We start from the raw sequence: 12641 nt of genomic DNA on the forward strand, positions 1-12641 counted from the left end.
TGTGTCTTAGGGTCTCGTGGGCTCGGAGATGTATATAAGAGACAGCCCCCGCCGAGCGCGCTCGCGCTGGTGACCGTACCGGCCCGGGTCTGGACCGCCGGATACTCGGCCAGCTCCGCGTGGCCGAGCTCGCGCAGCTCGGCCGGGGGAGTGCCGTCGCGGGTCAGGAAGTTGTGCACGTTCTCGGCGGGGGCGTTGCGGCCCTGACCGGCGTCGAGCAGGAGCACCGGGCGGTGAACCCGGCCCAGGGTCAGGGCGGCGGCCAGCCCGGCCGGGCCTCCGCCGACTATGACGACGTCGAACATGTCTGCCTCCATAACGGTGATCACTTGACGTGGAGGCAAGTCTGCAAGTTAATGTCAACATGAAGTCAAGCGATTCCATGCGGATCGGGGAGCTCGCCGAGCAGTTCGGGCTCGCGCCGCATGTGCTGCGGCACTGGGAGGCGATGGGGCTCCTGGCGCCCGCGGCCAGGGTGAACGGCCGCCGCCGCTACACCCAGGACCACGCCATCCGGGTCCTGACGATCATCCGGGCCAAGGCGGCGGGGATGAGCCTGGAGCAGATCCGGGAGATCATCAACGTCTCGGGGCAGGCCGAGCGGCAGGCTCTCCTGGAGCGGCACCACGCCGAGCTGGAGCGCCGGCTCCAGGAGATCGCGGCTTCCAAGGCGCTGATCGAGCACCTCATGGAGTGCAAGGCGGACGACTTCAGCCAGTGCCCCGCGTACCGGCGCCTGGTCGAGACCTCGATCGGATTCCAGCACCGCCACGAGGAGGTGTGCATCGCCGAACCGACCTCGGAGGAGGTCTCGCGCGATCGAGAGCCGGTCAGGTGACTGGACGGGACCGGGAGAGCGCGTCAGCCGAGGGCGTCCGCCACCAGGTCGAGGTGCGCGTGCGCGGCGGCCACGCTGGCGGGCAGGCCGAGCGCGGCGAACCCGCCGAGCAGCTGTCGCAGAGTGGTCAGGTGGTCCGCCCAGGTGGCCTCGGGCGCGTAAGGGCCGCCGACGAACTCGATCATCCGGGCCGTCTCCGGTGACCGGCGGGCGAGCCGCTTGCCCGCGATCGGGATGAGCGCGAGCTGCAGGGCGCGGTGATCGGCGGGGCTCTTGCGCGTCGGCGGCTCGCGCTCGCCGGCGGCGAGCAGCTCGGCGAAGGTGACCGGGAGCCGGTCGAAGCCGCGCCGGTCGAGACGGTGCCGGTCGAATCCGTGCCGGTCGAGATGGTGCCGGTTGACTTCGTGCTGGTCGAGGCGGTGCTGGTTGAAGGCGCGCCGGTCGAAGATGACGGCGGCGTCGGCGGGCCAGCTCGCCCGGGAGACCGGGTGGAGGTGCCAGTCGGCCCAGAGCGGAAGCCCGTCGACGAGATACTGCCCGCTGATCGCCCTGGTGCCGCGAGGGCCGTTGTGGCGCGCGTCGAAGGTGAGCGCCGGCTTCCCCAGGCCGTGCGTGACCACGCCATCGTCGATGCGCGCGTCGTCCACGAAGACGAGCAGGTCGACGTCGCTCCAGTCGTCGGCCCGGCCGGCTCCGAGCGAGCCGACCAGCGCGGCGCCGGCCACCTGCGGGTCGTCGCGGAGTGCGGCGGTGGCGGCGGCGAGCCAGCGGGACCGGATGGCGGCGAGCAGGGGAGCCGGTGGCCCGGCGTTCTCCGCGGTCATGGCCGCTGCTTCACCCCCGCCTCCAGCAGCCGGACCATCTCGGCGATCCGCTGCGCCCGCACCTCGGGGCGGCGTTTGGTGGCGTCGATCCAGCGCAGATAGCCGCGCCGGTAGAACTGGGCGAGCGAGTCGAAGAACGCGCCCGCCGCCGGGCTCGCCTCCAGCGCCTCCGCCACGTCCTCGGCGAGATCCGCCCGCTGCGGCCCTTCGGGCTTCAGGACCACGCTCACCTGCGCGCCCGGCTCCAGCCCGCACCGCAGCCAGGCGGGGCCGAGCAGGAAGCCGCGTTGCCCCTCGTGCTCGGTGATCACCGCGCGGATGCCCATCCCGTTGAGGGTGCCCGTCACGTGATGCACGGGCTTGGGCGCCCACACCTCGTCCGGATCGAACGGCACCGGGACGAACATGCGCCCCCGCCCGCCGGGCCGGCTCTGGACGGTGTACTCCTGCACCCCCCGATACTGACACGGCGAGGAGACCGAGCGGGGGACGCCGATGAAGGGGGTGTCCCGGGGTATGCGGGTGATCGCGGTTTGTCGGGCCGCTCGGATGGCGGACGTCATCGGTTCGACATGCAGCCGGGCCGGTGGCGGCGGAAGACCGGGCGGGCGAGGTCGGACTCCGTCGAGCGGAACAGCGCCGAGGCGTGGTCGCGGACCAGGTCGTGGAACCGGTACCGGCCGGGGGCCGGCTCCTGGAGGAGATGGGCGTCCAGGAGCTGGTCCAGCAGCCGTCTCGCCTGGATCGCCGTGGTGTCCAGCAGCGCGGCCGCCGCATCCAGGCTGAAGTCCGCTCCGCCGAGGCCCTCTCCGCCGTAGTCCGCGCTGCCGTAGTCCGCGCTGCCGTAGTCCGCGCTGCCGTAGTCCGCGCTGCCGTAGTCCGCGCTGCCGTAGTCCGGGCCGTCGTAGGCCGGGCCGCCGTCGTCCGGGCCGTCAAGGTCCGCGCCTCCGTAGTCCGCGCTGTCCAAGCCCGTACTGCCGGAATCGGTGCCGGCGGCCGAGCCCAGCAGCCGGTACGCCCGCCGCTGCTCGGCCGGCAGCCGTTCATAGGACAGATCCAGGGCGGCGGCGACGCTGCGCCGTCCGGCCGCCAGCTCGGCCAGCCGATCACCGGCCAGCCGGTCGAGCAGATGCCGCACCCCCCAGGCGGGACGCGCCCGCAGCCGGGCGGCGGCGAGGCGGAGGGCGAGGGGGAGCAGCCCGCACCGCCGTACGAGCTCGGCCAGCACGCCCGCCGGAGTGCCCGCCACCCGCTCCCACCCGGCCATGCGGGTGAACACGGCGACCGCCTCCGCCACCGGCAGGACGTCCAGCGACAGGCTCCGGGTGTCGCCGGGGCAGGTCAGGCGGCGACGGCTGGTGACGATCACCCGGCAGCCGGGAGCGGCCGGCAGCAGCGGATGGAGCTGGTGTTCGTCGGCGGCGTCGTCCAGGACGATCAGGACCTTGCGGCCGGCCAGCACGCTGCGGTAGAGCGCGGCGCGGTCGTCGTGATGCCACGGGATGTGCTCGCCGGGGACGCCGAGCGTGCGCAGCACGCGGGCGAGGGCCGCACCGGGCTCGACCGGTGGCATCCCCCGGGCATGGCCGTGCAGGTCCACGAAGAGCTGCCCGTCGGGAAACCGGGGCGAGAGCCGGTGGGCGGCGTGCACGGCCAGCGCCGTCTTGCCGACCCCGGCCATGCCGGTGACGCAGACGACCGGCACCGTGTTCGCGCTCTGGTGGCCTTCCACGATCGCCAGCTCGCGCTCCCGGCCGGCCAGCGCGGCCACATCGGCGGGCAGCTGCCGGGGAACGGTCACCGGCGGCGGGCCGGCCACCACCGGCTCCTCGTACCCGGCGGGCGCGGGCCGGCCGCGGGCGACGGCGTTCAGCATCGCCCGCTCCGCGCCGTCCAGCTCCAGCGCCTTCGCCAGCAGCAGGATCGACGTCGTGCGCGGCTGCCAGAGCCCGCTGTTCTCCAGCCTGCGCACGGTCCTGACATTGAGGCCGGCCCGTTCGGCGAGCTGCTCCTGAGTCAGCAGCGCGCGCTCGCGCCACATGCGCAGAAGCGCGCCGAAAGACAGTCCGGCACCGAAATCCTCCACGACTCCGACACCCCCCGTTGTTCTCCTGGTCGGCCCTGGCCGGTGCGGACGAACACGACCATCGAAACCGTGTCTCAGCTGTTCAGGCCATGGGTCGGACGACATCGCACGGAATCGGACGGCACGCCGGCGGGCCGGGCGATCCCGGCTCCCCGCCTAAACGCGATTGATGGGGACGGCGGAAATTGGCCAGAATGAGCGCCATGGGCGAGCGGGAGGAGGGCGGCCATTCGCACGATGTGTGCCCCTACCAAGGTCTTGTGCCGTTCGAGAGCGGGAAGTCCGAGCTGTTCTTCGGCCGTACGCGGGCGACCCACAGCCTCCTGGACCGCCTCGGACGGCGATTAGCCGGGCACGGCTCGATCCTGCTGGTCTCGGGCGCCTCGGGCGTGGGCAAGTCGTCGCTGCTGCGGGCGGGGCTGATGCCGGCGCTCGCGGACGGGATGCTGCCGGTCGCCGGAGCACAGCACTGGCCGCGCCTGCTCATCACGCCGACCGCGACGCCGTTCCGCGCGCTCGCCGGAGCGTGGACCCAGGCGTTCGGCGGGGACGCGGGCGGGGTGGAAGAGCGATTACGGGAAGACCCGCGGGCGGCCGTCGCACCGGCCGGCCGTCTGGTCCTGGTGGTGGACCAGTTCGAGGAGCTGTTCACCCTGGTCACCGACGAGCGGGAGCGCCAGGCGTTCGTCCGGGCCCTGCACACCATGGCCGAGGGCAGGGACGGCGCCGGAGTGATCGTCGGCGTACGCGCGGATTACTGGGACCGCTGCGCCGCCTACCCGCAGTTCGCCGAGGCCATCCAGGACGGCCAGGTCATCGTCGAGCCGATGACGGAGCCGGACCTCCGGCTGGCCATCACCGGCCCCGCCGCCGCCGCGAAGCTGGAGATCGAGCCCGGCCTGGTGGAGATCATCCTGAGCGAGCTGCGTGCCGGCCGGGCGGCCGGCGACCGCTACGAGGCCGCCGCCCTGCCCCTGCTCTCGCAAGCACTGCGCAACACCTGGGAGAGACGCGAGGACGGCACCCTGACGGTCCGGGGTTACGAGGAGTCCGGCCGGGTGCGCGACTCCGTGCGGCGTACGGCCGACGACGTGCTCGGGCGGCTGTCGCCGGAGGAGCGCAAGGCCGCGCTCAGGTTCTTCCGGCGGATGACGGTGATCACCGCGGGCGGTCAGGTGGCCCGGCGCCGGGCGACGCTGGCCGAGCTGCACGCCGCCGCGTCCGCGCGCTCGCGGGAGGGCCGGGAGCAGGTCGCGGCGCTGCTGTCCGCGTTCGCCGACCGGCGCCTGCTCACCCTGTACGAGGACGCCGCCGAGATCGCCCACGACGCGCTCCTGACCGCCTGGCCCACCCTGTGGCAGTGGCTCGAACCCGACCTCGCGGCGCAGGCGGTGTACGACCGGCTCCTGGACGCCGCCGCGCAGTGGGCCGAGAACCACCGCGACCCCGCCTTCCTCTACCGAGGCCCCAGGCTGCTGGCCGTCCAGGACAGCCGCCCCCGCTGGGAGCGCGACCCCGACAGCTTCCCGCCGCCCGGTCCCGTCGCCGAGGCCTTCATCGCGGCGTCCAGACGGGAGGCGCGGCGCGCGGGCCGCCGCCGCCGTCTCGTCATGGCCGGTCTGGCGCTGCTGTCGGTGCTGGCCCTCATCGCGGCCGGCGCCGCCGTCAACGCGGCGGACGAGGCCGGCCGGCAACGCGGGCTGGCCAGCTCCCGCCAGCTGGCGGCGCAGAGCGAGGTCACCGGAGACCCGGCCCTGGCCTCGATGCTCGCCGTGGCGGCGTGGCGGATCGCGGACACCGACGAGGCCCGCAACCGCCTGCTGACCGCGGCGACCCGTACCGGCCGGGGATCCATCAGCGCGGACACGAAAGGCGTCACGGCGGTGGCCTTCAGCCCCGACGGCTCGATCATCGCGACGGGAAGCGACGGCGGCACCGCGCGGCTGTGGGACGCGGCGACGCGGCGGCAGCTCGGCGCGCCGATGACCCGGGCGAAGTACGAATGCACGAAGACCTACCTGGGCTTCAGCCCCGACGGCCGGACGCTGGCCACGGCCTGCTTCGACACCGTCCGGTTCTACGACGTGGCCACCCGCCGCGAGCTGGGCGCCCCGCTGAAGCAGGAGAAGCTCGTGACGGCGTTCGCCTACAACCCGGACGGGAAGACCTTCGCGATCGGCGACAACACGGGCATCGTCCAGCAGTGGGACGCGGCCACCCACCGTCCGTACGGCGCTCCGATGGGCCGCCGCGACGAAACGGTGTCCCGCTCGAACGCCATCCAGAAAGTGACCTACAGCCGGGACGGGAAGACCCTGGCCACCGCCGGTCAGGACAAGACCGCACGGCTCTGGGACACCGCCACGTCCCGCCAGCTCGGCGCCCCGTTCACCGGGCACGCCCAGCCCGTCAACGACGTCGCCATCAGCCCGGACGGCACCGCGCTCGCGACCGTGAGCTGGGACCGCACCGGCCGGCTGTGGAACGTGGCCACGCGCGAGCAGACGGGAACGCTCAAGGACCGCAGCGCCGGCTACTACTCGATCGCCTTCAGCCCGGACGGCACCCGGATCGTCACCGGCGGGGACAGCGGCCGCACCGTCCTGTGGGACACGGCCAGCAGGCAGCAGCTGGTCGCGCTCGCCGACAACTACAGCAGTGTCGACAGCGTGGCGTTCAGCCCGGACGGGAAGCTGCTGGCCGCGGCCAGCGCCGACGGCGTGGTCCGGCTGGCCGACCCGCAGGTGCTCCAGCAGAGGGGGACCCCCATGCCGGCGCTGGCGGCCGTCGCGCTGAGCCCGGACGGGCGGACCCTGGCCGCCGGCGTGCCCGACGAGCTGAGCCCCGACATCCAGCTGTGGGACGTGGCCACCCAGCGTCCTCTCGGCCCGCCGCTGCATCCCGAAGGCGCCCGCCGTTCGGCGTACCGGCTCAGCTTCACCCCCGACGGGCGGACGCTCCTGTGGGAAGGCTCGGACGGCCTGCGGCTATGGGACGTCGCGAGCCGCCGCGAGATCGCCCGCGAAAGGGGGCTCTCCTTCGTCAGGATCAGCCCCGACGGCAGGTTCGTCGTCGCCCAGCGGGACAAGTCGCTCGTGTTCTGGGACCTGGCGCGCCGGCAGGAGAGCGGCGCCCGCATCACCGTCCCCGACCACACCGACCTCATCACCGCGATGGCGATCAGCCCCGACGGCGCGATCGTGGCGACCACGGGCTTCGACAACCGGGTACGGCTCTTCGACGTCGCCACCCGCCGCGAGATCCAGGGCCCGTCGTACGCGGCCCAGGGCGGATTCGTCAACGACCTGGCCTTCAGCCCCGACGGCCGGCGGCTGGCCATCACGGCCGCCGACAACAGCGTCCGGCTCTGGGACGTGCCGGACCGCCGCCCGGTCGGCATCGGCCTGATCACCGAGGACGGCGGCACGAGCACGCTCGCCTTCAGCCCGGACGGGGAGGTCCTCGCCACCGGCCTGACCAACGGCGAGGTGCAGCTGTGGGACCTGCGGACCTACCGGCAGCTCGGCGACAGGATGACCGGTCACACCAAGGGCGTGACCGCGCTCGTCTACAGCCGGGACGGGACGACCGTCGCCACGGTCGCCGGCGACAAGACCGCGCGGCTGTGGAACGTCCGCACGCCCCCCGACCTGGTGGCCGCGGCGTGCGCCAACGCGGGCCGCTCCCTCACTCGCGAAGAATGGGAGAATTTCGTCCCCCAGGAGGAGTACCGCCAGACGTGTCCGTGACCCTGCACCCGACCACGGAGAGGGCGAGCATGTTCCTGCGAGGCTTGCGGCGGCGGACGGGCAGGCCCGTCCCTGAGCTGGTCACGTTGTTCCGCTCGATCGTCGACGGCGGACGCGAGTTCCACCCGATCGCCTCCGACTTCCTGGAGCACTTCATGGACGGCGCGGGCGCGTCGAGGACGATGTCGCTGCGGTGGCTGCGCTCGTTCAAAGTGATCAAGAAGGCCGAGCGCAGGAACCAGCGCCGATTCGAACGCCAGCTCGCCCGGGAGGCTAGGCTGGTGGGCGACGGAGGGTCGAGCTGGTTGCACGACTACTGGGACGCGCGGATCAACGCCTTCATCGGCACGGAGCTGTTCTACGTCAGCAGGATGAGCCTGCTGCGCTCGCAGGGCTCGTTCGTCCTGACCAGGGACGGGTCCGAGGTGCGGGTGTCCGGCACGGTCCGCCACCGCTGGTTCGACCCCTATGACTGGGATCGCGGCCGCTGGGTCTACATCCCCCGGCACGGGTTCGTGCCCATCGCCGTCGGCCGCGAGCTGGTTGAGGCGGACGAGGCGCGCAACTTCCTGATGGAGTCGCGCCACGTCCAGACGCTGGAGGGCCGGTGCGTGGACGGCCGGTGGCCGCGGCGCGGCCGGGCGAGGTTCGGATGGTCGCTGGTGCGGACGGGGCAGGGATGATCGCTGGTTCGGACAGGGCGGGGACGATCGCCGAACGCCCACGCCCGCCCGACCCGGCCGAGGCCGCGAGCACCGCGGACTTCGTCCGCGCGCTGATCCGGCTGCGGCAGTGGGCGGGCGAGCCGTCCCTGAGCAGGCTGCGCTCCCTCGGCGGCCAGACGGTGGCCTCGGACGGCGCCACGGTCGACGCGTTGCCGAAGAGCACGACCTCGCACGTCCTGCGGCAGCTCGACCGGCTGCCGCGGTGGGACTTCGTGCGGGCCTTCGTCACCGCCTGCTTCCGCTACTGCGACTACCCGGCCGAGCAGATCCCCGGCGAGCTCGAACGCTGGCGAGCGGCCAGGACGGCCCTGGCCGGACCTGCCGCGCGGCCGCCGGAGCCACCTCAGGCGGCGGCCCCGGCGGAGAGCGCCGATGGTCCGGGCCCGGATCACGCCGCCGACCTGCTGGCGCGGCGCGTGGTCCGGGAGGAGGACCGGGCCCGCAAGGGGCTGCTCGGCGGCTACAGCCTCGCGCCGCTCTCCTTCGGCCTGTACGACGCCGCCGGCGAGGTGGAGCACGACCTGCACTCGATCGGCGGGTTCTTCACCGGCCTGCACTCGCGGCGCCTGATGGTGGTGGGAGACTCCGGGGCGGGCAAGACGGTGCTCGCCATCGAGCTGGTGCTGCAACTGCTGGAGCCCGTGCTGGCCGCCGGCGGACGGCCCGATCACGGGCAGCAGGTGCCGGTGCGCCTGAACGCGGCCCGGTGGACCCTGGGCCGGCCGTTCGAACCCTGGCTGGCCGAGCAGCTCGCACAGGACTTCGGGCTCGCGGCCCATGACGCGCGGCGGCTGGTGCGCGATCGCCGGGTGCTGCCGGTGGTGGACGGGCTGGACGAGCTCGACCCCGAGCCGTCGCCGGGGCCGCCGCGCCGGGCGATCGGGCTGCTGGCCGAGCTCAACCGGTACAGCGACCTGTCCGGGCGGCGGCCGGGCGCCGTCGTCGTGACCTGCCGCGCCGATCGCCACGCCGAGCTGGTCGAGGCCGGGGCCGGGCTGGACAACGCCGCCCGGATCCATCTGCACAACCTGACCAACGAGCAGATCGGGACGTACCTGCACGCCCGCTGGCCGGACGGCCATCCATGCGGCAGGCACCGGGACGACATCCAGGCGGCCTTGTACGGGCCTGCGGGCAAGGCCGTGCATGCCGCCCTGGCCACGCCGTGGCGGCTGTTGCTGACGGTGACCGCCGTCGAGTCCGGTGCCGGCCCGGTCGAGCTGCTCCACGCCGACCCGGACGCCGACCCCGCCGAGTCGGCGGCCCGGATCGCCACGCGGCTGCTGGAGGCGTACGTGCCGGCGGCGACCGACCTGACGCCCCGCGCCGCCCCCGGCACCCCGTACCAGCCGGGCCAGGTGCGATCGTGGCTCGTGCACCTGGCGGCCCACCTGCGCTGGCAGGCCGCCCGCGGCGCCGAGACGGACCGGCCGCCGCCCGGCCTGACGGCGATCGACATCGTCCCCCACCTGCTGTGGCCGATCGGCGGCCGGCGCCGGGTACGGGTGCTGCACAGCCTGTGCTGCGTGGTCCTGGCGGTCATCGCGATGCTGGCGTTCTGGACGGGTTCGGCGGTCGACGGCCCCGGCGACCTGCGCGGGGGTGCCGGTCCCGAGCAGCTGCTCACCTTGGCGCTCATGACTGGCTGGGTGGCCATCGCCACCGGCCTGTCGCTGTCGCCGTGGCCGGCCGCGGCCGGCGGGCGGACCGAGGTCCCGCGCCGGCGACGGGTGACCGGCGGGCTGCTGGGCGCTCTGGCGGGCGTGCCCGTCGGCGTGCTCGGGGGCCTGGCGGGGCTCGTACTGACCGGGGGCAGCGTCTTCGGCCCCGCCTTCGCCGTCACCGCGGGCGCGATCGGGGGGCTGGTGCTGGGCGCGGTCATCGGGCTGACCGCGGCCGGCCGGCGGGGGGCCGAGCGCATGACCGTGTCCGAGGCGGTCCGCACCGAGCCCTTCACCCTGCTGGGCTTCGGGCTGTGCGGCGCGCTCACCGGGCTGCCGCCGCTGCGGCTCGCGGACGCCGGCGCGCTGCCGCTGGCCATGGGGGTCACCGGGGCCTTCGTGCTGGCCTTCGCGCTCGGGGTCGTCTTCAAGATCGCCACCGGGGGCTGGAGCAGGGACGCGGAGCTCGCTCATCCGCGCGAGGCGCTGCACCGCAACCCGACGATCGGGCTGGCCTTCGGGCTCATCGGCGGAGTCGCCGCCTTCCTGGTGTTCGTCATGAACCAGGACGTCGTCGAGTCGCTGCTGTGCGCCCTCATCGGCGGCGTGACCTTCGGCCTGGCCTTCGGCGCGATCGCCTGGGCCCGCACCATGATCGGGCTGGTCGTCGCGGCCACGCGCGGCCTGCTTCCGCTGCGGCTGTGGACCTTTCTCGACTGGGCCTGCGAGGCGCGGCTGCTGCGCGTCAGCGGGGCCACGTACCAGTTCCGGCACCGCGAGCTCCAGGACTTCCTGACGCCGTCCGAGGGCGACGGCGGCAGATGAGAGCGCCGCCCCCGGCGAGGATCCGCGCCTCGCCGCCGCGGCCCGATGAGGTCCGAGTCCCATGCGTCCAACTGTTGGCGCTCCGCTGGCACGCGGCCAGGGCATAGACAGGACATTTCCGCGCGGTGGCCGGCGCGGCAGGGTCAGCTTGTCAGCTGGTCCTCGCGGGCCGGGAGGTAGGGGCTGAAATGGTCGGCCAGCAGATCGGCGACGGCGTCGGCGTCGAGGGTCCCGTCCACCTCGATCACCCGGATGCCGTGGCGGCGCGCGGAGCGGACGGCGTCGTCGGCGACGAGGCGGTCGCGTTCGATCCGGTTGCGCTGGGCGCGTACGGGGTCGCTGACGCCGTGCGTGAAGGCGGCGGCACGGGGGAGCTCGCGCAGCTGCCGGTCGCGGAAGTCCTCGGTGGGCACCATGACGACCATCTGCCCGGCCGAGCCGATGAGCGGGGCGACTAGCTCCGGGCGCAGCCCCCAGCCTTCGGCGATGACGGGCCGGCCGGAGACCAGGGCGCGCAGGTCGTCCAGGGCCCACTCGAAGCGGATCGGGAAGCCGGCCAGCGTTTCCGCGGCCATCTCCGCCGGGGTGGTGTGCACCCAGGCGGCGTCGGGGTCGGGCCCGGCGGCCGGCAGGCCGAGCGCGATCCGGCGGGCGACCCGGCGATCGTCGTGGCCGCGGGCGTCGTGGTAGTCGTAGTGGTACGCGGTCACCCCGTGCCGCATGGCCAGCAGCCGGGCCACGGTGGACTTGCCGGCCCACTGCCCTCCGCCGATCCACAGCGCCCGGCCGAGCGTGCCGAACGGATCCCACACCGGGCTGCCTTCGTCGCGGCTGATCACAAGTCGCCTCCTCGTCGCCGGTCGATGCCGCCACGCTAGATCATCCGGCCGCCGGTCCGCGGCTCTCAACCGGAACAGGCCCCCTGCGGCTCGCCCGGGGTGCAGAGCTTGATCTCGGGGTAGCGCGCCGACGGCTTCTCCAGCAGCGCCTGCGGCCTCTTCAGCAGGTGCAGGTCGAAGAAGGCGCGGACGTACCTGCGGGTGATCTCCACGGCGCGGGCCCCGGGCAGGCCGGGGTTGCGGTAGATGCCAAGCTGTTCGAGCAGCAGCGCGGTGTCGGTGAAGGAGACGTGCTCCGCCCCGGCCAGCACGAGCCAGCGCTTCCAGCCCGTCAGGTGCCGCCAGTCACGGTCCCAGGTGGTGTCCTTGCCGCCCGGGCTGTGCAGGGCCTGCGTGCCCAGGAACAGGAACGGCCGCGCCAGGCCGCTGTCCGGGACCGGGGAGAACGTGGTGCCGTCCAGGTCGATCCCGGCGCGTACGCGGGCGTCCTTCAGCATGACGGGGATGGCGGCGGCGCCTCCCGCCGACTGGCCGGCCATCGCGATCCGCGACGGGTCGATCAGCGAGGCGCCCCGCCACTTCGGGTGCGGCCCGGTCAGCTCGTCGAGGACGAAGGAGACGTCGGCCGCCCGGGTCCGGCCCACCTTGAGCCAGAACTCCTCGCCCTTGCGCTCGTCGCAGGCGACGCAGGTGGTGGTCCGGCCGCCGGGGAAGGTGGTGGCCAGGCTCTCGTAGGTGTGCTCGATCCCGGCCACCACGTACCCCCTGCTCGCCAGCTCCTCCGCCAGGGCCGTGAGCGTGCTGCGGGGCTCGGTGAAGCCGGGGGAGAGCACCACCAGAGGCAGGCTGCGCCTGCCTCCCGCGGGCTTGGCGTCGGTGAAGGCGTTGGTGCGCGTCCTGCTGAACACACCGGGCGGTACGCCGGTCAGCTTCGCGTTCTCGATGAGGAGCTCCGACTCCTTCGGCGTCATGTACCGCGCCCGCCGGTGGCCGGGTGACGCCGCCGGATACCACAGGGAGACCATCAGCTCCCTGGCCTTCGCGGCGGGGACCCAGGGGTCGGGGCTGTCTCTTATACACCTCTGACGCTGCCG

At 73.7% G+C, this 12641-nt stretch carries 10 protein-coding genes; 4 read left to right on the plus strand and 6 right to left on the minus strand.

All coding sequences use genetic code 11. From position 1 onward, the window contains the following. A partial coding sequence (locus ETD85_RS53005; RefSeq protein ID WP_138697455.1) for an FAD-dependent oxidoreductase occupies positions 1–305 on the minus strand: 305 nt, incomplete at its 3' end. Between the two features lie 59 nt (positions 306–364). Between ETD85_RS53005 and ETD85_RS53010 the strand changes: the two genes are divergently transcribed. Continuing rightward, on the plus strand, positions 365–838 hold the full coding sequence (locus ETD85_RS53010; protein ID WP_240780003.1) for a MerR family transcriptional regulator: 474 nt from the start codon (positions 365–367) through the stop codon (positions 836–838). A 23-nt stretch (positions 839–861) separates the two neighbouring features. Here the strand turns inward: ETD85_RS53010 and ETD85_RS53015 are convergent, their stop codons facing one another. From ETD85_RS53015 to ETD85_RS53025, 3 genes are all read right to left on the minus strand, one after another. Next, positions 862–1662 (minus strand): nucleotidyltransferase domain-containing protein, encoded by an 801-nt coding sequence (locus tag ETD85_RS53015; RefSeq protein ID WP_138697456.1) that lies wholly within the window; start codon positions 1660–1662, stop codon positions 862–864. Next, positions 1659–2114: a YdeI/OmpD-associated family protein gene (locus ETD85_RS53020; RefSeq protein ID WP_206059445.1), complete on the minus strand. Its 456-nt coding sequence runs from the start codon at positions 2112–2114 to the stop codon at positions 1659–1661. Before ETD85_RS53020 ends, ETD85_RS53015 begins: the two co-directional genes overlap by 4 nt. A gap of 107 nt (positions 2115–2221) precedes the next feature. Beyond that, positions 2222–3748 carry a helix-turn-helix domain-containing protein gene (locus ETD85_RS53025; RefSeq protein ID WP_170247334.1) on the minus strand — a complete coding sequence of 509 codons (1527 nt, stop codon included), beginning with the start codon at positions 3746–3748 and terminating at the stop codon, positions 2222–2224. Positions 3749–3951: 203 nt separating this feature from the next. On the opposite strand from ETD85_RS53025, the gene ETD85_RS53030 reads away from it, so the two are divergent. The 3 genes from ETD85_RS53030 to ETD85_RS53040 are packed head-to-tail and all read left to right on the plus strand — an operon-like array spanning position 3952 to position 10708. Further along, complete coding sequence (locus ETD85_RS53030) at positions 3952–7497, plus strand: NACHT and WD repeat domain-containing protein (RefSeq protein ID WP_170247335.1); 3546 nt, start codon at positions 3952–3954, stop codon at positions 7495–7497. Further along, positions 7488–8180: a hypothetical protein gene (locus ETD85_RS53035; protein WP_138697459.1), complete on the plus strand. Its 693-nt coding sequence runs from the start codon at positions 7488–7490 to the stop codon at positions 8178–8180. The genes ETD85_RS53030 and ETD85_RS53035 overlap by 10 nt, the downstream gene beginning before the upstream one ends. Further along, on the plus strand, positions 8177–10708 hold the full coding sequence (locus ETD85_RS53040) for an NACHT domain-containing protein (RefSeq protein ID WP_170247336.1): 2532 nt from the start codon (positions 8177–8179) through the stop codon (positions 10706–10708). The genes ETD85_RS53035 and ETD85_RS53040 overlap by 4 nt, the downstream gene beginning before the upstream one ends. A 143-nt stretch (positions 10709–10851) precedes the next feature. Here the strand turns inward: ETD85_RS53040 and ETD85_RS53045 are convergent, their stop codons facing one another. Further along, entirely contained in the window at positions 10852–11547 is a 696-nt protein-coding gene (locus ETD85_RS53045; protein ID WP_240780004.1) for a hypothetical protein, read from the minus strand. Positions 11548–11612: 65 nt separating this feature from the next. Beyond that, on the minus strand, positions 11613–12641 hold a 1029-nt coding region (locus ETD85_RS53050; RefSeq protein ID WP_206059446.1), incomplete at its 5' end, for an alpha/beta hydrolase family protein.

Source organism: Nonomuraea zeae (assembly GCF_005889725.1).
GTDB lineage: Bacteria > Actinomycetota > Actinomycetes > Streptosporangiales > Streptosporangiaceae > Nonomuraea > Nonomuraea zeae.